The sequence below is a fragment of the Micromonospora sp. DT68 genome (assembly GCF_049847245.1).
GTDB lineage: Bacteria > Actinomycetota > Actinomycetes > Mycobacteriales > Micromonosporaceae > Micromonospora > Micromonospora profundi.
Window position 1 is genome coordinate 84,852 of sequence record NZ_JBNCNZ010000015.1, and the last position, 20,541, is coordinate 105,392.

At 70.3% G+C, this 20,541-nt stretch carries 15 protein-coding genes; 9 read left to right on the plus strand and 6 right to left on the minus strand.

The features are described 5' to 3' along the window. Window positions 1-69 precede the first annotated feature (69 nt). Both ACPXB1_RS23905 and ACPXB1_RS23910 read right to left on the minus strand, forming a co-directional pair. Window positions 70-1,098 carry a hypothetical protein gene (locus ACPXB1_RS23905; RefSeq protein WP_355593394.1) on the minus strand — a complete coding sequence of 343 codons (1,029 nt, stop codon included), beginning with the start codon at window positions 1,096-1,098 and terminating at the stop codon, window positions 70-72. A gap of 151 nt (window positions 1,099-1,249) precedes the next feature. Then, window positions 1,250-4,129 (minus strand): ATP-binding protein, encoded by a 2,880-nt coding sequence (locus ACPXB1_RS23910; protein ID WP_425735792.1) that lies wholly within the window; start codon window positions 4,127-4,129, stop codon window positions 1,250-1,252. Window positions 4,130-4,948: 819 nt separating this feature from the next. Between ACPXB1_RS23910 and ACPXB1_RS23915 the strand changes: the two genes are divergently transcribed. The 6 genes from ACPXB1_RS23915 to ACPXB1_RS23940 all read left to right on the plus strand — a co-directional run bounded on the left by ACPXB1_RS23915 (window position 4,949) and on the right by ACPXB1_RS23940 (window position 10,878). Beyond that, window positions 4,949-6,538, plus strand: a complete 1,590-nt coding sequence (locus ACPXB1_RS23915; protein WP_425735816.1) for an ABC transporter substrate-binding protein — start codon at window positions 4,949-4,951, stop codon at window positions 6,536-6,538. Further along, complete coding sequence (locus ACPXB1_RS23920) at window positions 6,535-7,527, plus strand: ABC transporter permease (RefSeq protein ID WP_425735793.1); 993 nt, start codon at window positions 6,535-6,537, stop codon at window positions 7,525-7,527. Before ACPXB1_RS23915 ends, ACPXB1_RS23920 begins: the two co-directional genes overlap by 4 nt. After that, window positions 7,520-8,398, plus strand: coding sequence for an ABC transporter permease (locus tag ACPXB1_RS23925; RefSeq protein WP_425735794.1), 879 nt, complete (start codon window positions 7,520-7,522; stop codon window positions 8,396-8,398). Before ACPXB1_RS23920 ends, ACPXB1_RS23925 begins: the two co-directional genes overlap by 8 nt. Next, entirely contained in the window at window positions 8,395-9,399 is a 1,005-nt protein-coding gene (locus ACPXB1_RS23930; RefSeq protein ID WP_425735795.1) for an ABC transporter ATP-binding protein, read from the plus strand. Before ACPXB1_RS23925 ends, ACPXB1_RS23930 begins: the two co-directional genes overlap by 4 nt. Further along, window positions 9,396-10,082 carry an ABC transporter ATP-binding protein gene (locus ACPXB1_RS23935; protein WP_425735796.1) on the plus strand — a complete coding sequence of 229 codons (687 nt, stop codon included), beginning with the start codon at window positions 9,396-9,398 and terminating at the stop codon, window positions 10,080-10,082. Before ACPXB1_RS23930 ends, ACPXB1_RS23935 begins: the two co-directional genes overlap by 4 nt. 202 nt (window positions 10,083-10,284) lie before the next feature. Beyond that, window positions 10,285-10,878, plus strand: a complete 594-nt coding sequence (locus ACPXB1_RS23940; RefSeq protein ID WP_425735797.1) for a sigma-70 family RNA polymerase sigma factor — start codon at window positions 10,285-10,287, stop codon at window positions 10,876-10,878. Between the two features lie 234 nt (window positions 10,879-11,112). On the opposite strand, the gene ACPXB1_RS23945 is transcribed toward ACPXB1_RS23940, so the two are convergent. Continuing rightward, complete coding sequence (locus tag ACPXB1_RS23945; RefSeq protein ID WP_425735798.1) at window positions 11,113-12,294, minus strand: cytochrome P450 family protein; 1,182 nt, start codon at window positions 12,292-12,294, stop codon at window positions 11,113-11,115. Between the two features lie 314 nt (window positions 12,295-12,608). On the opposite strand from ACPXB1_RS23945, the gene ACPXB1_RS23950 reads away from it, so the two are divergent. After that, window positions 12,609-13,184: a sigma-70 family RNA polymerase sigma factor gene (locus ACPXB1_RS23950; protein ID WP_355593377.1), complete on the plus strand. Its 576-nt coding sequence runs from the start codon at window positions 12,609-12,611 to the stop codon at window positions 13,182-13,184. A 41-nt stretch (window positions 13,185-13,225) separates the two neighbouring features. Here the strand turns inward: ACPXB1_RS23950 and ACPXB1_RS23955 are convergent, their stop codons facing one another. Then, a complete protein-coding gene (locus ACPXB1_RS23955; RefSeq protein ID WP_425735799.1) occupies window positions 13,226-14,548 on the minus strand; it encodes a BTAD domain-containing putative transcriptional regulator in 1,323 nt (440 codons plus the stop codon). A gap of 510 nt (window positions 14,549-15,058) precedes the next feature. On the opposite strand from ACPXB1_RS23955, the gene ACPXB1_RS23960 reads away from it, so the two are divergent. Next, complete coding sequence (locus tag ACPXB1_RS23960; protein ID WP_355593373.1) at window positions 15,059-15,496, plus strand: acyl-CoA thioesterase; 438 nt, start codon at window positions 15,059-15,061, stop codon at window positions 15,494-15,496. Between the two features lie 179 nt (window positions 15,497-15,675). Beyond that, window positions 15,676-17,826 (plus strand): MMPL family transporter, encoded by a 2,151-nt coding sequence (locus ACPXB1_RS23965; RefSeq protein ID WP_355593454.1) that lies wholly within the window; start codon window positions 15,676-15,678, stop codon window positions 17,824-17,826. A gap of 79 nt (window positions 17,827-17,905) precedes the next feature. On the opposite strand, the gene gdhA is transcribed toward ACPXB1_RS23965, so the two are convergent. Together gdhA and meaB are read right to left on the minus strand one after the other, a co-directional pair. Then, complete coding sequence (gene gdhA, locus ACPXB1_RS23970) at window positions 17,906-19,252, minus strand: NADP-specific glutamate dehydrogenase (RefSeq protein WP_425735800.1); 1,347 nt, start codon at window positions 19,250-19,252, stop codon at window positions 17,906-17,908. A gap of 280 nt (window positions 19,253-19,532) precedes the next feature. Further along, a complete protein-coding gene (gene meaB / locus ACPXB1_RS23975) occupies window positions 19,533-20,540 on the minus strand; it encodes a methylmalonyl Co-A mutase-associated GTPase MeaB (protein WP_355628193.1) in 1,008 nt (335 codons plus the stop codon). Window position 20,541 lies beyond the last annotated feature (1 nt).

A 20,541-nucleotide genomic window follows, 5' to 3' on the forward strand; every position in this document is an offset into this window, starting at 1 on the left:
GGGGGTCCGCCGCTCCGATCCCGAGTGATGCCACCGGTTTCTGCCGTCGGCGGTGCGGCGCACGGCCGGTCAGCTGGGGGTGACTGTCAACGCGGTGTCGTTGAGCCCCAGCACCGAAGCTCCGGTGGTCTGCGCCGGTACGAGCATCAGGAAGGTCTCCACCCGGGTGACCCGGATCGACTTCCCGCGTACCGCCTCGCGGTGGCCCGTGGCGATCAAATCCGGGCTCTGCGGCACCATCTGGACGGTGGCCGGGCCGCCGGGCGCCGGGCGCAACGTGTCGGTTGCGTGGATCGTCAGGAACGTCAGCGTGCCGGCCTGCACCGCTACCGCGCAGTCCGACCATTCGGCCTTGTCCATCGTGCGCTGCACCGCCGCGCCGACGCCGGCGAGTTGCTGCCCGTAGACCTCCCAGCCGCCAGCGAACTGGCCGTCGAGCAGCGGACTCGACGCGACGAGGGCACGGTTGCTCGTCGTGGATCCGATGCTGCGGGCGAACACCTCGGCGGCGAGGGCGCGGCGGCTGGTCTCGTCCAGGGCGGTGCCGCCCTCGGTGGCCGGCCTACCGTCGATGCTCCGGGCGACCACAAGCGACGGTTGGGTGACCTGGACGTTGTGGCTGAGCTTCCAGTGGCCGTCGGCGTCGAGCACGAACTGGCTGACGTCGGTGGGGGCGAGCTCGGAGCCGACGAGCTTGAGGGTGGCGGTGGCCAGGAAGCAGGCCGGGTCGCCGGGCGGCACCGCGAAGACCGGGTTGATGTGCTGGAACGACGGCTGCGGGCGCTGGTTGTAGGCCGACCGGCGAACCGCGGCGATGCTGAGGTCCAGCGCGGGCGGCACCTCCTGGGTTTTCAGCGCCTCGACGTCGCCGGCCACCGAGGCTGCCGAGTCGGCCTGGTCGAAGGCCGTGAGCACCAACGCCGCCCGGTCCCTGCCGAAGACGGTCGAACCGTCGGGCGCCGACGGGGCCGCGTCCACCGGCTCGCCACCACAGCCGGTAAGCACGAGCAGCGCCGCCGCCACAGCGGTGGCGAACGGCATCGCCGGCACCGGCGCGGCGAGGATACGCGGGCTCCTGACGGATCTTCTGCCCAGCATCTCGTCCTCCATCCACCACCGGTGCACGGGAATCGCGCCCGATGGAGTCGAGTATGTGAGCGGCCGACGGGCCAGGCCGGTGGCGGCGCGGCCTCGTGCTGCCCGGCCCGTCGGCGTTGCACCGAACGACGTCATCCGGCCTGGATCGTGGTCACCGATCGGTGTCATCGAGCCGGGCGACCCAGGCGACCAGAGCCGACCGGGAGGCGACGCCCGCCTTGCGGTAGATCCGGGTGAGGTGCGCCTCCACAGTGCGCGGGCTGATGTTCAGCTGCCGCCCGATCAGTCGGCTGGTGGCACCGGTCGCCGCCAGCCGGGCGATGTGCCATTCCCGATCGGTCAGGGCGGCGACCTCGCGCGGGCCGACCGGGCGGGCCAGCCGCAGGCCGACCCGTTCCGTCCCGCACCAGCCGGCCAGCTCCAGCGCACGGCGGCGGGCGCGCGCCGCCGTGCCGGCCTGGTCCGCGGCTTCGGCGGCCCGGGCCAGGGAGGCGAGCGCGAGGCTGCGCCGTAGCACCATCCCGCCGGCCCGGAACAGGTCGCCCGCCGTCTCCAGATGCAGCAGCGCCGCCGGGATCTCACCACGGGCCAACAGCACCTCGCCGTACGCCGACTCGGCGAATCCCCGCTGCCCGGCGAGACCGATCTGATCCGCCTCGGCCATCGCCCGCTGCGCCTGCCGTTCCGCGTCGGCCACGTCACCCGCGGCGAGCGCGGCGGCGCACAGCAGCTCGTACCACATCGGCCGGAGGGTGCTCTGGAGTCGACTCAGCCGGTTGTCGCCGCCTGCCGAGTGCACCAGCTCGACACAGGTCGCGGGATCCCCCGACAGCAGTGCCGCGGTCGCCAGCGCCAGCACTGCGGTACGACCGCACCAGGTGGCGATGTCGGGGGCGATCCCGACCGCAGTGCGGGCCAGTGCCACCGCCCGGTCGTCGTCGCGAGGACCACCACGCCACGCTGTCGCCTCCGCCTCGAACGCCAGGGCGAAGCTCAGCAGGTGGCGACTGCCGATGCGCCGCGCGACGATGCCCGCCTCGGTGGCCAAGCCGATGGCGGTGGTCAGCTGGCCGCCGTAATAGGCCACCTGGCTGCGACCGAGCAGCAGCAGGCACAGCCCGTCGTCGCGGTGCGAGGCGCGGACGAGGGTCAGCCCTCGGTCGAGGTGCCGCGCGGCGTCGGCCTGCTGTTCGAGGTACAACTCGGTAAGGCCGAGCGCGGTGAAGCAGTCGGGGTGGCCCCGCATGTCCCGGTCCGGCAGTGCGTCGACGATCCGGGCGCCGGCATCGAGCAGGCTCCGCGCCTCGTCGAGTGCGCCGTCGTGCGCGGCGGCAAGGCTCCGGATGGCCAGCAGACCGGCCCGGTCCACACCGGAGCCGCCGGGATCGCCGCCGAGCGCGTCGGGGAGGCCGGGCAGGGGGCGACCGGCCAGGATGCCGGCGGCGCCGATCTCGGCGGCGAGGCGGTAGCCGCCGGTGGGGCCGGTGCCGGCCGGCAGGGCGGCCAGCTCGCGCCGGCTGATCGCCGCCGCCTCCGCGTAGTTGCCGAGCAGGCGTTCCACGCGCGCCCAGAGGGCTACGACCCGAGCCCGTCGCCCCTGCTGGTCGGCGGGAAACAGCGGCACGATCTCCTGGAGCAGGGCCCTGCTCTCGGCCAGGTTGCCCGCCTCCCCGGTGATCTGGGCCAGCGCGAGTGACACCTCGCGGCGACGCTGTGCCGAGCTGGCCGTCGGCCGCAGCGCCCGCAACGCCAGCCGCAGCCAGCGGATGGCAAGGTCCGGTGTCTCGCCCCGGATATCCTCAGCGGCCCGACAGAGCACGTCGACGCAACGTTCGGCCCAGCGGCTATTGGGAAGGGCGAGCAGGCGCTCGGCGTAGCGGGCCCGGTCCGCAGGTGGCGCGCCGCGATCGACAAGCGCTGTGAGCACCCGCGCGCAGGCGTCCACCCGCCATGCCGGGTCGGTGTCCTGGGCGACCGCCATCCGCAGCACCGGGTGCCGGAAGGCGAACCGGCCGGTGCCCGGGACGCGGCGGATCAGGTCGAGCCGGGCCAGCCGCCAGCCGGCCTCGACCGCCAGTGGCGTCGGGACCTGCGCGACCTCGGCGAGCAGGTCCGCGGCGAAGGGCGTGTCGACAATCGCCCCGGCCCGCAGGCAGGCCAGCTCGACGGGCGGCAGGGCCACCCACTCGCGCCGCAGCACCGCCATCGCCGTGTCGGACAGTCGGGCACCGGGTACTTCCGGGTTCGGGCCGGTGCCTGCCGAGTCGGGACCGCCCGGCAACGCCGCCAGGTAACCAGGGTTGCCACCGGTCAGGTCGTATCGGACGCGCAACTCCGGCTGGGCGACGTCGGGGTGCAGAAGTGCGACCTCGGCGAGGTCGAGGGGGCGCAGTTCGATCCGGTCGTGTGCGGTTGGTACGGCGTCGGCCTGTCCGTCGGGATCCGGTGGGCCGAACGGCATCGGGGTCGCCATCTGCCGTGGGCGGTAGACGAGCACGAGCAGCAGCGGGGCGGGCACCGGATACCGCAGCAGGTGGGCGATCAGCCCGGCGGAGGGTGCGTCCGCCCAGTGCAGGTCGTCGAGGACCAGCACCAGACCGTCGTGGGCCGCCACACCGATCAGGCGGCGGGCCAACTGGTAGGTCCGGAACCGGCGGGCGTCCGACGCCCGTGCCGACGCCGGTGGCACCGGGGCGACGGGCTCCGGCCACGCCTCCCCGGCGGACGACCGGGCACCCAACCCGGGCCGGGGCGGGTACCCCTCCGTGAAGGCGTGCCGGAACACGTGGAAGGGGACACCTCGCTCATCCGGCGCGCAGGTCCCGATGGCCCAGGGGACGGTGGGGACGCACCGGTCCAGGGCCTCGCGGACGAACCGGGTCTTGCCGATGCCCGGCTCGCCGACGACCTCGCAGACCATCTGCCGGCTGTGTCTCAGCACTGCGGCCTGGGCCCTCTGGATACGCGCCAACTGTTGTCGCCGCCCTACGAAGCGCGGGTCTGTCGACGCATTTCCCAGCCCAGGTGTCATCACGCAGATCAGCCGCTTTCCGGCACTGTCAAAAGGGGATTGGCCGCACTATACCGGAGCATCGTCCAATGTCGAATTACGTGATGTCACCAGCCCTTATTCGACCAGGCGGCATCGGGGCGGGCGTTCATTCCGACATCGCACCACAACCTGCAAGAAGGTGCCGGTCACCTGACGGACGGAACCATATCCCTGAAAGCCAATAAATCACCCTCCCCTACGGGACGACAGGCCCACCGACGAGGTCGAGCCCGCCGCTGGGACCCTTGACACCTGAGCTGGAGGCAGAATGGATGATCCCCGAAGGTCGATCGCACCCTGATGTCAATAGTCATGAGCGCCTATAAGAACGTCGAAGCGGTCGATTCTCTGTCGTGCCTTCGCCTGACCCCTCCGAGCCGCTACGGCAAGGCTTCCGCGCCGCTACGGCAAGGCTTCCGCAAGGGCGTGTCGGCGACGGCCAGAGATCCGGATCAGAATTCGCCGCCCTCGGTCGATCCTCGACGAGCGAGCAGTGCATCCGGGGGCCAGCGCACAAGAGTGGTGATGAAGGACAACCGCAGGTAGCCGGCTTACGCAAACGATCGGAGGAGTGTCGAGCGGCCCACGATTTCCGAGCCACTCGGCACATCGACCGCCGGGCCACTGGCATACGCGCCGGCGCCGCCACCTCTCGGCCACGCCGACTGTGATGCGCAACTGCGGCAATTGCCAAAGACTTGCAACTGTGCCACCGTGATCAACAAAGGTTGCGGCGCTCGGAGCTGCGCCGACACACCTAATGATCTCCCAGACCGCAGGAGCCTTTCTGTGACCCGGATGCGTCCGATCCTCCGACGCCTCGTGGCGTCGACCGCGGCCACGGGGGCACTCCTCCTCGCCGCCTGCTCGGCCCCGAGCACCCCCGACGGTTCCTCCGGCGGCACGACGCTTGTCGTGGCGACCTCCGACGAGCCGGACGCGTTGAACCCGGTACTCAACTACGGCGTCGACGGCGCCTCGCTGATCTTCGACGGCCTCGTCGCCCGGGCCGCCGACAACCGGCTCGTCGCCGGCCTGGCAGCGGACCTGCCGATGCTGTCAGCCGACGGGCGGACGGTCACCGCGAAACTGCGCGACGGCGTGCAGTTCCACGACGGCACCGTGTTGAGCGCACAGGACGTCGTCTTCACCTACCAGGCCGTCCTCGATCCGAAGGTCGACTCGACGCTGCGTTCCGACCTGGACATGGTCGAGTCGGTGACCGCACCCGATCCGGCGACTGTCGTGTTCAGGCTGCGCTACCCGTACGCGCCGTTCCTCCAGCGGCTCACCCTCGGCATCGTGCCGGCCAAGCTGCTCAGCGGCCAGGACATCAACACCTCAGGGTTCAACCGGAAACCGGTCGGAACCGGGCCCTACCGGGTCGACTCCTGGACACCTGGTGACCGGCTGGTGCTCACTGCCAACGAGCGCTACTTCGGCGGCCGGCCGGCGAACGACCGCTTGGTTGTCGCGTTCGTCGCCGACGACAACGTACGCGCCCAGCGGATGCGTGCCGGCGAGTTCGACGCGGCCGAGTTGCCGCCGAAGCTCGCTTCCGTTTTCGACACCGACGCCGCGTACCAGGTGCAGCGGGTGCCGACCGCCGACTACCGCGGCGTGATGCTGCCGTCGGGCAACCCGGTCCTTGCCGACCCGGCGGTCCGCCGGGCGCTCAACCTGGCAGTGGACCGGTCCGCGATGGTGTCCGGCATCCTCGGCGGCGCTGGCGAACCGGCGTTCGGTCCGATCCCCCCGACCTCCGAGTTCGCCGAGCCCTCGATCATCGGCAAGCCGACAGCCGACACGGCGGCAGCGGGTGCGCTGCTCGACGCGGCCGGCTGGACCCCCGGCCCGGGCGGCGTACGCGTCAAGGACGGCCGTCCGGCCCGGTTCACGTTGATGTACCCGGCGAGCGACACACTCCGAAAGGACCTCGCCCTGGCGGTGACCGCCGACGCGAAGAAGATCGGCATCGAGGTCACCCCGGCAGGGCTCACCTGGGACGCCATCGACCCGCGGATGAAGTCCGACGCCCTGCTGATGGGGTACGGCACGCCGTACGACCCGGACTTCGTCTCGTACAAGCTGTTCGGCTCGCGGTTCGCGGGGCAGGGCTACTTCAACCCCGGCTCGTACCGCTCGGAGGTGGTGGACCGGGCGCTACAGGACGGCCGCGACCAGTACGACCCGGCCAGCCGCAAAGCCGCGTACGCGCGGTTCCAGCAGCAGTTGGCCACGGACGTACCGTGGCTGTTCCTCACCTACCTGCGGCACACCTACGTGCTGAAGGCCTCGGTCCAGGGCGTGACTCCCCGCGTCGAGCCGCACGAGCACGGCGTGGCGAACAGCATCTGGTGGAACATCGACACCTGGACCCGCTCGTGACCCGATCCGGACGACTGGCCGGCGCAGGGGCGGTGGTCCGGCGTCGACTCCTGGTCGCCGTGCCGGTGCTCTTCGCGACAAGCATCGGGATGTTCGCCCTCGGCGCGGCGTCGCCGATCGACCCGGCCAAGCAGTACGCGGGCGCGGCGGCCTTCACCACAAGCGAGGAGAACCTGGCACAGATCCGCGCCAACTGGGGCGTCGATGATCCGCTGCCGGTGCAGTATCTGCGCTGGATCGGCAACCTCGTGCAGGGCGACCTGGGCTGGTCGACAAGCCGGCACGAGCCGGTCGTATCGGTGCTCGCCGCTCGGGCCGGCTGGACGCTGCTGCTGATCGGCGTGGCGCTGGCCCTGGTCCTGGTCGGGAGCCTGCTGCTGGGCTCGTTGGCCGCGTACCGGCGGGGTGGGCTGTTCGACAGGGCGTTGCGGACGGCCGCCTACGCGGTGCAGTCGATGCCGGTCTTCTGGCTGGGCCTGGCCGCGATCGCCGTGTTCGCGTTGGCCCTGGGGTGGTTGCCGGCCGGCGGGCTCACCGACGTGGCCGCCACCGGCACGTCGTGGTCCGACGTGGCGTGGCACCTGATCCTGCCGGTCGGTGTGCTGACGGTGTCCCAGGCGCCGTGGTTCGTGCTGTTCGTCCGGGACGCGGTCGCGGAGAGCCTGCGCGACGACCACGTGCTCGCGGCGCGGGCGCGAGGGTTGCCTGGCCGGATCGTGCTGTTCGGGCACGCCCTGCGGACGGCGTTGCTGCCGTTCCTCACCCTGATCGGCACCCACCTGCCGGAACTGGTCGGTGGTGCGGTGCTTGTCGAGACCGTCTTCTCGCTGCCGGGGCTGGGTGCCGTCACGGTCGCCGCCGCGCTCGGCAGCGACTTCCCGCTGTTGGCGGCGATCACGCTCGTCACCACCGCCGTGGTGCTGGCCGCGAATCTCGCGACCGACCTCGCCTACGCCGCGGCCGACCCGAGGGTACGACTCGATGACTGACCTCGCTGCCCGACCATCGGTGCTCCGGATGGCCCGGTTCCGGCCGCGTCCCGGCCAGGTCGGTGTCGTGGCGGCCGGTCTCATCCTGCTCGTGGCCGTCGCCGGTTCGCTCCTGGCCCCGCTCGTCTGGCCGCTCGACCAGAGCGCTGTGGCGCTGGACCAGACCCGGCTGGCGCCGTCCTGGACCCACCTCGCGGGCACCGACGACCTCGGCCGGGACGTGGCACACCGGGCCGTCTACGGGTTGCGGGTCTCGCTGCTCGTCGGTGCGGTCGCCGCGCTCGTCGCCACAGTCCTCGGCGGCGTGGTCGGCGGGATCGCCGGCACGCTCGGCGGCCCTGTCGATCGGGTCCTGATGCGGATCGTGGACACCATCGCCGCGATGCCGCACCTGCTGCTGGGCATCTTCATCGTCGCGATGCTGCGTCCCAGCCTCGGCGCGGTGATCGCCTCGGTCGGCCTCACCCACTGGCTCTCCACAGCCCGCATCGTCCGATCCGAGCTGCTGAGCCTTCGTACCCGACCGTTCGTCGACGCCGCCATCAGCGGCGGCGCCAGCCGGCGCAGGGTCCTGCTGCGGCACCTGCTGCCACATGTCCTGCCCCGGCTCGCGCTGGCCACCACCCTCATGATCCCGCACGCGGTGTGGCACGAGACCGCGCTGTCGTTCCTCGGCCTCGGCCTGCCGCCGCACCTCGCCTCACTGGGCAACATGATCAACGACGGTCAGGGGTCGCTGCTGACCGGCGCCTGGTGGGCAAGCCTGGCCCCGGGCGCGGTAATCGTCGTCGTCACCCTCGCCATCGCGGTCCTCGCCGCCCGCTGGCGCGACCGCCTCGATCCCCGGGTCCGAGCGGAGCTGCACCTGTGACCACAACCGAATCGGCCGCCGCCCCGGCACCTCCCCGCAACGCCCTCGGTCGACCACTGCTCGCCGTGGACGGTCTCGGCGTCCAGTTCCGGCTCCGCGATGCCACCGTGCGCGCCGTCAGCGACCTCAGCCTCACCGTACGGGCCGGCGAACTACTGGCAGTCGTCGGCGAGTCCGGCTGCGGCAAGTCCGTCCTGGCCCACGCCCTGCTCGGTCTGCTGCCCGGCAACGCCACCGTCACCGGCCACGCTGTGCTGCACGACCCCGACACCGACCCCGTCGACCTCGTCACCTGCGGCCAGCGCCACCTGGCCCGCAAGGTACGCGGTCGACGGGTCGGGCTGGTCCCGCAGAGCCCGGCCACCGCCCTGAACCCGGTGCGCACCGGGCGACGGCTGCTCGCCGAGACGCTGCGGGCGCACGGCCGGGACCGCCAGGACGCCGACCGGCTCGCGGCCGACGTCGGGCTCGACCCGGCGGACCTGGACCGCTATCCCCACGAACTGTCCGGCGGCATGGCACAGCGTCTGGTAACCGCGCTCGCGCTGGCACCGGATCCGTCGCTGCTCATCGCCGACGAGCCCACCACCGGGCTGGACCGGCCGTTGGTGGACCACACCCTCGACCTGCTGCGCCGCCGCTGCGACAACGGCGCGGCAGTCGTGCTCATCACCCACGACCTGGCCGCCGCGCGCCGGGTCGCCGACACCGTCGCCGTCATGTACGCCAGCCGCGTCGTGGAGCACCGGGACACCGACCACCTGTTCACCGCACCGGCCCACCCCTACGCTTCGGCGCTGCTCGACGCCCTGCCGGACCGGGCCTTCCGGCCGGTGCCGGGCGACCCGCCGATGCTCACCGCCCTGCCCCCGGGATGCGCGTTCGCACCCCGCTGCCCACGCCGCGCCGACGAGTGCGCGACCCGGCCGCTACCGACACCGGCCGCCGGTGGCGGCACTGTCGCATGCCACCACCCCATCCCCACCGGAGCCGTCACGTGACAAGCGCGCAGCACCTGCTGGCCGACGAGGTGACAGTCGGGTACGGCCGTCAGGTCGTGCTCGACAACGCCACGCTGCGGATCGATCGGGGCGAGACCGTCGGGCTGCGCGGCCCGTCCGGCAGTGGCAAGTCGACACTGGTACGAGTGCTGGCACTTCTGCACCGTCCGGACCGCGGCCGGGTCAGCATCGACGGCACCCCCGTCGACGCCGTCCGCTACTCCGTGCCGGTCGCCGTACGGACCCGCGTCGCCGCCCTCTTCCAGAGCCCCCGCGCCGCCGCCGACCCCCGACTGAGCATCACCGACCTGATCGCCGAACCGCTGCGCGCCACCCGTACGCCCGAACCGGTCGTCCGCGAACGGGTGGCCGAACTCGCCGACCTGGTCGGCCTCACCTCGGACCTGCGCGGCCGGCGGCCACACGCGGTGTCCGACGGGCAACTGCAACGCGCCTGCCTCGCTCGTGCCCTCGTGCACCGTCCCGACTACCTGCTCTGCGACGAAGCCACGGCGATGCTCGACGCCTCGACGCAGGCGCACGTCGCCGCCGTCATCCGCGACTACCAGCGGACCCAGCGCGCAGGCGTACTGGCAATCACCCACGACCAGACCCTGATGGACCGTTGGGCCGACCGGATCGTCGACCTGGCCGGCACGGCGACAGCAGGTGCCGGAGCCTAGGCTGCGGCACCTCGACGGACCGTAAGTGAAGCGGCGGCGCGTCGCCGCCGACACCTGACAGCCTCGTGTGACATGGGTCATGCTGAGAGCTTGAGAGGTCACGCAGAGCGATATTCAGGTGGGCCCACCTGAATCTTGACCCTCCCTGGCCGTCGAAGTTGACGGGGGCGCAACGGCGCGCCGCAGCAGAGGAAGGGCATCGATGAGGCGGCACACCGACCACCGCGAGGCGGCGGGCGAGGCTCTGGTCAGGAACATCTGGCAGCAACACGGCCGGGCGATCCTGGCGTACGCCGGCCAGCTGACACGCGACCACGCGGAGGCCGAGGACATCGTGCAGGAAGCCCTGGTCCACGCGTGGCGGCATCCGGACAGCCTGAACGGATCAAGGGACACCGTCCGAGCCTGGCTACTGGACGTCGTGCGGGCCATCGTCACGGCTCGGGCCTGCCCTCGGCCGGCCGGAGCTCTCCGGGCCGGCGCGGTGCCGGCTGCGGTGATCGACGACCACGCCGAGCAGGTGGTCAACGCGATGGTGGTGGCCGAGGGCGTACGCCGGCTCATACCCAAGCACCGGGTCGTGATCGACCTCATCTACCTGCGCGGTTATTCGGTGGCCGACGCCGCCGCCGCGCTCGCTGTCTCCACGGCCACCATCACGACTCGCGCTTACTACGCCCTGCGGGCGCTGCAAGGGATGTATCCGGATCTGGCGGGTCCGGCAAACTACCCGCGACCGTTTGTCGAGGATGCACCGACCGACGCGTCACCGGCCGATGTCATGGTCGGCCGGTGACGCGTCTCCGACATGCGCGTTCGGTGGGCCGCCGACGCCTCTCCGCCTGGAACCCTATGGGCGCGCAGGTGCCGGACAACGAGGTGCCACCAGATGAAGCCTGCGGTCCGTAGGGTCCAGACAGCCGCGATGGCAAGGAGCGTGGGCATACCTTGACCAACGCGGGTTCGGGGCATCCGTTCGCGGGTGTGAGGTGACGAACTCCCCGGCGGGCAGCGCTGTCAGCGCAGGTCCTCAGCTCGACGTCACGAGCACATCCTCCAGCCCGTGCATCAACGCGCTGGCCCGCCACCGGGGGGTGAATCCGTCGACCAGGCGCAGCTCAGGCATACGCGACACAAGCGTGGTGAGGGCGACCCGTGCCTCCAGGCGGGCGAGTGGCGCGCCGAGGCAGTGGTGGATGCCGTGGCCGAAGGCGAGGTGTGGGCTCCGCTCGCGTGCCGGCTCGAATGCGCCGGGCTCGGCGTACTGACTGCCGTCACGGTGAGCGGCCAGGATGGACAGCAGAACAGTCGATCCGGCCGGGATTACCTGATCGCCGTAGGTGACGTCTTCGACGGCCAGGCGGTGGGTCCCTAGTTGTACGGGGCTCTCGTAGCGCAGCGCCTCTTCGATGGCCTGCCGCAACCGGTCCGGGTCCGCGCGGACCTCATCCCACCGCGCTCGATCGTCGAGTAGCAGCCAGGCAGCGTTTCCGATGAGGTTCGCCGTTGTGTCGTATCCGGCAAGCAGCAGCAGGTACACCGTCGAGACAAGTTCGTCCTCCGTGAGCCGGTCGCCACTGTCCCGCTCGGCGATCAGGGCTGAGGTCAGATCGTCGCCGGGATGCCGGCGCTTGGTGGCGACCAGGTCACGGATGTAACCGATCATCCCGGTCATCGCGCCCGGCAGCTCGTGGAAGCGGCTCGGACCCGAGACGATGACATTCGCCGACTCCATGAAGCTGCCCCGATCGTCCGCTGGGACACCGAGCAGCTCGGAAATGACAGTGATCGGGAGCGGGAGGGCGAATTCCTCAATGAGGTCGTGCGGTCCTGGCGTGGCGAGGTCGTCGATCAGCTGGTCGGCGGTGGCGGTGATGGCGGGCGTGAGACCTTCGATACGACGGGCGGTGAAGGCGCCCTGGAGCAGTCGGCGCAGGCGGGTGTGGTCCGGAGGGTCCACGGTGAGCATGTTCTGTGCGGTAGCGGCGTAGATGTCGGGAGGCAGCTGCGGACGGAACCCGAGCGGGGACAACAGGCCGTCCTTGACGAGGCGGGGATCGGCCAGAGCCTCACGCACGTCGTCGTAACGGGTCAGAAGCCAACCGGTCCGCCCGTCGGGCAGTCGCAGGGGCGCGACCGGCCGTCGCTCACGGTATCCGGCCAGTTCGCTGTGCACATCACCCCGGAAGAAGCCCAGGAAGGGCTCCTGCACCGATGGTTGCTGAGTTTGAGACTCCATACCTGTGTCGACGTGGTGGACGTCGACGAGTTCAGGCAGGTCCGGCATCCGTCGAGGCGCCGCCGCCGACCGCGGCTGAACCTTCCCGCCCGGCGCACGTCAGGCAGGACAACGCTCCCGACAGCCTCGGAAACAGTCCATGAATAGTGGATGAACAGCCGCCACGCGCACTGAAAATGCGCCCCGCTGGCCACTCACAACGAAGTAACTGGCAATTAAGTAGGTTTGCACTAACCCCCAATAGCCTTGCGCCCCGAACCGCTGGAACTGCTTTGGGGGGACTCACCATGACCACCGCGACTGCGATCAGGGGCACCGAGAAGCTCGACCGCGAGCGCGATCCGACCGACGCGGAATCGCCAGCATGCCGCGCCGAGGGTTGCCTCCAGGAAATCCACCGAAACAATGGCCGTGCCCTGCTGCGTTTCCTGCGGGGCCTGGTGTCGTCGGACGCCGCCCACACCGCCGAGGACCTGGTCCAGGAGACGATGCTGCGGGCCTGGCGCAGCATCGACGCGGTGCCGACCGAGCCCGAGTCGCAACGTCGCTGGCTGTTCACCGTGGGCCGCCGGCTGGCCATCGACGCCTACCGGAAGCGGCAGTCACGACCGACGGAGGTCACCCTCTTCGACACCGAACCCGCCGGTTCCGGGAACGAGGCCGCGGAAGCGGTGATCGCCAAGCTGACGCTCCAGCAGGCAATCGCCGAGCTGAGTTCGTCCCACCGAGCCGTCCTCGTCGAGTTGCACGTGAAGGGGCATTCCCTTGAGGAAACCGCCACGCAACTCGACATTCCCGTCGGCACCGTCAAATCGCGTGCGCACTACGCAATGAAGCTTCTCCGCGACGCGCTGAGAGGTTGAATCACCTGCCGGGCGGGCGGCAATTCCGACCCGTACCGCCGTCACGCCTTGTCGAGTTCCGAATCGGCGAGATCGACAACGGCGAGGTCTTGCAGGAAGTCCGCCCACACCTCGGCCGCGTTGTCGACCAACCGCCGTTCCGCGATGTCCATGAGCCCGGTAACGCTCGTCACGATGGCAGCCAGCACCCCATCGGAGCGCCGGAACAGTGACTGGACGAGTCGAACGATCTTCGGAGAAGGATATTCGAAACGGGTCACGACATCGATCTCGTCACCGAGAACCAGCTCGCGCAGGAACTTGATCGACACGTCCAGCTCCACGGGCCCCACGCCAGCCGACGCCAACTCCTTGATCGACAGACCGGCATCGGCGAGCGCCGCCCAGCGGGCCCGGATCGCATAGTCGAGATATCTCGAGCTGCGGACGTGCCCGTTGGGGCCGATGTCCTCGGCGCCCACAGTGATCGACGCGGTATGGGTCACACCGTCGTAGCGGGATTGCAGCCCTCGATCGGGCGGAGCCACCTCGCGATGTCGTTCCGGGGTGGAGGTCCGTTGACGTCTCTCGCTCTCCGGCGGGGAACTCTGCTGGAGCACCCGACGGTACGCCGACTGAAGCTCGGGGCCAGGGTCGACTCCAAGCTCCTCCCGCAGCTTGCGGCGGAGCAGGTGATAGCGGGCGATGGCCTCCGCCTGCTGACCGGCGCCGGACAGCACCATCATCAGTCTGGCCTGGAGCCGCTCGTCGAAGAGGTGGCACGTTGCCACGCGCCGCAACGTGCACAGCAGGGAGCGACCGCCGTTCAGCAGGAGTGACAGATCGGCGGCATCACTGGCGACCCCTGTGCATTCCTGGTCGACGGCGTTGAACGCCTCGAACTGCTCCGCCAGCAACTCCGGTGCGCCCGCACACGGTCCCCGCCACAGTTCCAGTGCCTTGGTGTAGGCCGCCATCGCGGCATCCGGCTGCCCAGCGGCAACCGCCGCGCGGGCCTGCAGCGCGAGCTGGCGAAAGGACAGCAGATCAAGGTTGTGCTCGTCCACGAGGATGCGATAGCCGGCGGCGTCGGAAGCAAGCCAGCGCCCCCTGGCCCGGGGCCTGATGTCCGGCTCGAACAGACGGCGCAGATCACCCACATACCGATGGACGATGTTGACGGCACTCGTCGGCGGGCTGCTGCCCCACAACATGGAGATCACTTCCCCGGTACCCACCGGCTGACCGCCACGGGCGAGCAGGAGGGCCAGGATCAACCGCTGCTGACGGGGGCCCAGGTCGAGCTCCTGGCCGTGACGCCGCACTCTGATCGGGCCGAGGACCTCGAACAGCAACGGCGGAGAACTGTCACCGTCGTCAACCACGGATGTACCTTCCTGCTCGTAGGCGCACACACGTTGCGACAGGTCGCCTTCAGCGGCTACGACCTGTCGACGGCACCGTCCTGGTTCCCGTTTCCGGGCCGATCCATCTTGTCGGCTCTGAGCCGCTGCCCGGCCCGCCGCACCGACCGCCCCACTGCGGCACACGGGCGTCCCGGACGGCAGCGGGCGACACAGACCGGGGCAACCACGATGTTGCTCCTCGTCCGCCGCACTCGGCGCGGTTGAACCCGGCCGGCCCCGATCCGCACAAGCGAGCCCTGACCCACCTCATATCGGACGGGCCGCATCGGCTCAAGCTGGGCCAGTGTAGCGCCGGCCGAACCCGACTCGGCCGCTGAACCCCCGTCGGTGCGAACGGCCCAGGTGGCCGCCGCGTACCAGCACGACGAGGCCGGGCCAGATGGCGTCCCCATTGAACCCTGCTGCCTCGCGCCCGTCAGCACAGGTCAGAGGGCTTCACTCGATGCCACCCCGACGATGGAGACGCCCGTGCCGCACTCGACACACATCATCATCCGCAGCGACGACATCGATTCGAACGGGCACGTTCGCGGCTCCCAGTACCTCAACTACGCCGTGCACGCCCGATGGTCCGCACTCGCCCAGGCGGGACTCTCGGTCAGGAAGCTCGCCGCGGCCGGTTTCGGGCCTGTGGAACTGGACGTCTCCATCAAGTACCGGCGCGAACTCATGCTCGGTGACGAAATCGACGTCGAGACGCGCTTCGAGTACCCGTCGCCGAAGATCGTGAAGGTCGTCCAGTCGACAATCCGCCGCTCCGACGGCACTGTGGCCGCCGAGGTGACAAGCCTGACCGGCTTGATGAACCTCACCGAGCGCAAGCTCGTCGACAACGCTGCCGCCGTCTGGCGCAGGTTTCTCCGTGAACCGTCCATCGTCGACCTGCCGCTCACCGAACAGCGTTGATGCCCTCGACGGTCCCCTTCAGCGGCCGGGCGGCGCGGCGGCGAATTCGGTGGACCGGTCGGTGAACGTGCCGGGGCGTGGCCCGTCGGCAATGGCATGAGGTTGATTCCGATTCTGGACATGTTGGCGGGCGACTGCGCTCTGAAGCCCGACGCGGGAAGGTTCCGCCGGTGAACCGGATGCTTCACCGGATCGGCGCCATCTGCGCCGCGCGGCCCTGGCTGACCGTTTCCGCCTGGGTCGCCGTCCTGGTGCTGGCCCTCGGGTTGGCCGGCACCGTCGGTGGCACGCCCCGCGACGACTACGACGTACCCGGCACCTCGTCGCAGGCCGGCACGGATCTGCTCCGGGAGCGGTTCCCCGGCCTGTCCGGCACCGAGGCGCGGGTGGTGGTGCACGACCCGGACGGCGGCCAACTGGATCCGGCGCTGCTGGACCGGGTGGTCGACGCGCTGCGCGTCGTGGAGCGGGTCGGCGTGGCCGGCCCGGCTCAGAGGTCCACCGACGGCGACACCGCGCTCATCGACGTCCGCTACACCGTGCCGGTGACCGACCTCGACGCCGACGCCATGGACCAACTGCGTGCCGCCACCGGGCCGGCGCGAGACGCGGGCCTTCAGGTGGAGTACGCGGGTCAGGTGCCGGAGGGTGAGAAGACCAGCAGTCACACTGGCGAACTGGTCGGCGTGCTGATCGCGCTCGTCATCCTGATCATCGCCTTCGGCTCGGTGGTGGCGGCCGGACTGCCGATCATCGCGGCGCTGATCGGGCTCGGCATCGGCTCGTCGGGAATCCTGCTGCTGGCCGCGCTCACGAACATCGGCACCACAGCGCCGACCGCCGCCGCGATGGTGGGCCTGGGTGTCGGCATCGACTACGCCCTGCTGCTGGTGACCCGGCACATCGAAGGGCTACGGGCCGGTCTGGAACCACGGGCGGCGGCAGCCCGGGCCACCGCCACCGCAGGCCGGTCCATCCTGGTCGCCGGCGCGGTCGTGCTGCTGTCCCTGTTCGGGTTGGTCTTCTCCGGCCTGGCCGCGTACCGGACCTACGGATACGCCACAGCCGTCGTCGTGGCGACGGTGATGACGGCGGCGATCACGCTGGTGCCGGCGCTGTGCGCGATGAGCGGCCGGCGGATCATCAGCCGTCGGCGGCGGCGAGTCGTCGACACCGAGCCGCGGCGACGGCCGCCGATGACCGTCCGCTGGGCGCAACGGGTGGGACGACGTCCCGCCGGTTGGGCCCTGCTCGCCCTCGCGGTGCTGCTTCTGCTCGGTGCCCCCGCGCTGACAATGCGGACCTGGCCCCAGGACGCGGGCAGCCAGCCCACCGAGAACACCGTCCGGCGGGCGTACGACCTCATCGCCGCCGAATTCGGGCCCGGTGCGTACGCCCCGCTCGTGGTGGCAGTGGACCTGACAGTGGTGCCGCAGGACTCCCTGCCGGCGTTGCGGGACAGGATCGCTGCGGTGCCGGGGGTCTCTACGGTCTCACAGCCGGTCGTGGCGCCCGACGCCACGGCGTCAGTGCTGACCGTGCAGTTGGCGTTCAGCCCGCAGGACGAGCGATCCAGTGAGCTTGTGGACAGGCTCCGCGCGGACGTGTTGCCGGACGGCGCGGAGGTCACCGGTGTCACGGCTGTCTTCGCCGACATCGCGGACCTGCTGGCCGAGCGGCTGTGGCTGGTGGTCGGCGTGGTTGTCGGTCTGTCGCTGATCCTGCTGACTGTCGTGTTCCGCAGCATCCTGGTGCCGATCAAGGCAGCGCTTGTCAACCTGCTCAGCGTCGCCGCCGCGTACGGGGTGCTGACAATGGTCTTCCAGTGGGGCTGGGGCAGTCAGTTGCTCGGTGTCGACCGACCGGTGCCGGTCTCGACCTGGGTTCCGCTGCTGCTCTTCGCTGTCCTGTTCGGGCTCTCCATGGACTACGAGGTGTTCCTGCTCTCCCGGATCAGGGAGGAGTGGCTGGCCACCGGCGACCCGTTCCAGAGTGTGGTGCGTGGTCTGGCCGCCACCGCCCGGACCATCACCGCCGCAGCGTTGATCATGGTGGTGGTGTTCGCGGGGTTCATGACGAACACCGACATCGTCACGAAGATGATCGGTGTCGGGCTGGCCACCGCGGTCGCCCTCGACGCCACCATCGTCCGGCTCGTCCTGGTGCCGGCGACCATGATGCTCTTCGGCAGGGCCAACTGGTGGCTGCCGGGGTGGCTGGACCGGCTGCTGCCGACCCTCGGTCGGGGCCGGGTCACCCCCGACGCGCTGGCTACCGAGGATGCGGCGACCGAGGCGAGCCTTCCAACGGAGCCGGTGAACGCCCGCTGATCCGGGGCCCTTCACCGTCCCGGGGGCAACAGCCCTCGGGACGGTGAAGCGCCACGCCGGGTACGGCCGTGTCGACGCCTCAGATGAGGCCGTGGGCGAGCATCGCCTCGGCGACGAGCCGGAAGCCGTCGATGTTGGCGCCGGCGACGTAGTTGCCGGGCATTCCGTACTCGTCGGCGGTGGCGTGGCAGCGGGCGTGGATGGTCTGCATGACGTCCCGTAGCCGCTGCTCGGAATACTCGAAGGTCCACGAGTCGCGGCTGGCGTTCTGCTGCATCTCCAGCGCACTTGCCGCGACTCCGCCGGCGTTGGCCGCCTTACCTGGCGCGAACCGCACGCCGGCTTCGGTGAAGTTCCGTACCGCCTCCGGGGTGGTGGGCATGTTGGCCCCCTCCACCACTGTGGTGCAGCCACCCGCGATGAGGCTGAGCGCGTCGGTGCCCGTGAGTTCGTTCTGGGTCGCGCAGGGGATCGCCACCTGGCAGGGCACTTCCCAGATCGGGCGGCCGGCGACGAACGTGGCGTGCGGGTACGCCTCGACGTACTCGTCGATCCGTGCCCGGCGAACCTCCTTGAGGTGCTTGAGCACCTCGATGTTGATTCCCTTCGGGTCGTGGATGTAGCCGGAGGAGTCCGAGCAGGCCACAACGGTGCCGCCGAGCTGGTGGACCTTTTCGATCGCGTAGATCGCCACGTTGCCCGAGCCGGAGACCACCACCCGCTTGCCGTCGAGGCTGTCGCCGCCGTCAGCGCGCAGCATCTCCTCGGCGAAGAACACCGCGCCGTAGCCGGTGGCCTCCCGGCGTACCTGGGCACCGCCGTAGCTGAGGGCCTTGCCGGTCAGCACCGCGGACTCGTACCGGTTGGTGATCCGCTTGTACTGCCCGAACAGGTAGCCGATCTCCCGCCCACCGACTCCGATGTCGCCTGCCGGCACGTCGGTGTACTCGCCGATGTGCCGATACAGCTCGGTCATGAACGACTGACAGAACCGCATCACCTCCCGATCCGACCGGCCCTTCGGGTCGAAGTCCGACCCGCCCTTGCCACCGCCGATCGGCATGCCTGTCAACGCGTTCTTGAACAGTTGTTCGAAGCCGAGGAACTTCACGATCCCCAGGTAGACCGACGGGTGGAAGCGAAGACCACCCTTGTACGGCCCGAGGGCGCTGTTGAACTCCACCCGGAAGCCGCGGTTGATGTGGACCTCACCGCGATCGTCCTCCCACGGCACCCGGAAGATGATCTGCCGTTCCGGTTCGCAGATCCGCTCGATGATCTTCGCTTCGGCGTACTCGGGATGCCTCTTCAGGGCTGGCGCCACACTGTCGAGCACCTCCCGCACCGCCTGGTGGAACTCGCCCTCCCCAGGGTTGCGTCGCACCACGGACGTGAAGATCGATTCGAGCTTGTCCTGTATCAGCACTATTTCTCCTCATGTGCAACCATGGCCCGGTCTGCCCCACGCCCGGAGACCCACGAGTCACCCATACGGCACTACCGCGACAAGAGCGTCGTTGCGTGAGCAACGACCTCCCCCGGCGCGACTGCTTCGGCGCGTTGAGCGGGAAGCTTCGGCAGAACGGGTCCCCTCACTGACCCTGCCCTGCCGGCGCTTCGTAGTCGTTCAGTCTGGCATTCCCAGTTGCTGGTAGGCCGTCGGCTACGCGGGTTGCCCAGGTGATGGGTGTGCCGCGACCTGCGGTTCAGTCGACGAGGTCCGGTGTGACTGACGGATCGGAGAACCCGGCAAGCAGCCGCTCGGCGGCGACCGCCGGGGTGAGAGTCCCGGCGAGAACGTCCCGTTCGATCTGCGGGGCGAGGGCTCGCACCGTGGGATGACTGCGGAGTCGGTCGAGGAGTTCGGACCGCACCATCGCCCAGACCCAGCCGATCTGCTGGCGTCGCCGCCGCTCGGCCAGCTCGCCGGAGGCTGCCAGGGTGTCCTGGTGGTGGCGGATCTGCTGCCACAGCTCGTCGAGGCCGGTCTCCTCCAGGGCGCTGCACGTGACCACCGGCGGCTGCCAGCCGCTGTCGGCCGTATGCAGCAGCCGCAACGCGCCTGCCAACTCCCGGGCGGCCCGGCGCGCGTCGGTCTCGTGCGGCCCGTCGGCCTTGTTGACGGCGATGACGTCGGCGAGTTCCAGCACGCCCTTCTTGATGCCCTGCAACTGGTCGCCGGTGCGGGCGAGGGTGAGCAGCAGGAACGAGTCGACCATCTCGGCGACAGTGGTCTCGGACTGGCCGACGCCGACGGTCTCGACCAGGACCACGTCGTACCCGGCAGCCTCGACCACCACTATCGCCTCCCGGGTGGCCTTGGCGACGCCACCGAGCGTGCCGGCCGTCGGCGAGGGCCGTACGAACGCGGCCGGGTCGACGGCGAGGCGGGCCATGCGGGTCTTGTCGCCGAGGATGCTCCCGCCGGTGCGGGTGGACGACGGGTCGACGGCGAGCACCGCCACCCGGTGTCCGTCTCCGGTCAGCCGGCAGCCGAGCGCGTCGATGAACGTGGACTTGCCGACCCCGGGTACACCGGTGATGCCGATGCGGCGGGCACCTCCGGCGTACTGGGTGAGCGCGGCCAACAGCCCCTGCGCCGCCCTGCGGTGGTCGGGTCGGGTCGACTCGACGAGGGTGATGGCCCGCGCGATCCACGCCCGCGAGCCTGCACGCACCCCGTCGACGTACGCCTCGACCGGCGGGGTGCGCATC

Bases quoted from the DNA above. Each gene is read 5' to 3' on its own strand.
- ACPXB1_RS23940 (WP_425735797.1), top strand. From the start codon at position 10,285: ATGAGGCGGCACACCGACCACCGCGAGGCGGCGGGCGAGGCTCTGGTC.
- meaB (WP_355628193.1), bottom strand. From the start codon at position 20,540: ATGCGCACCCCGCCGGTCGAGGCGTACGTCGACGGGGTGCGTGCAGGC.
- ACPXB1_RS23925 (WP_425735794.1), top strand. From the start codon at position 7,520: ATGACTGACCTCGCTGCCCGACCATCGGTGCTCCGGATGGCCCGGTTC.
- ACPXB1_RS23910 (WP_425735792.1), bottom strand. From the start codon at position 4,129: ATGACACCTGGGCTGGGAAATGCGTCGACAGACCCGCGCTTCGTAGGG.
- ACPXB1_RS23950 (WP_355593377.1), top strand. From the start codon at position 12,609: ATGACCACCGCGACTGCGATCAGGGGCACCGAGAAGCTCGACCGCGAG.
- ACPXB1_RS23905 (WP_355593394.1), bottom strand. From the start codon at position 1,098: ATGCTGGGCAGAAGATCCGTCAGGAGCCCGCGTATCCTCGCCGCGCCG.
- ACPXB1_RS23915 (WP_425735816.1), top strand. From the start codon at position 4,949: ATGCGTCCGATCCTCCGACGCCTCGTGGCGTCGACCGCGGCCACGGGG.
- ACPXB1_RS23965 (WP_355593454.1), top strand. From the start codon at position 15,676: ATGCTTCACCGGATCGGCGCCATCTGCGCCGCGCGGCCCTGGCTGACC.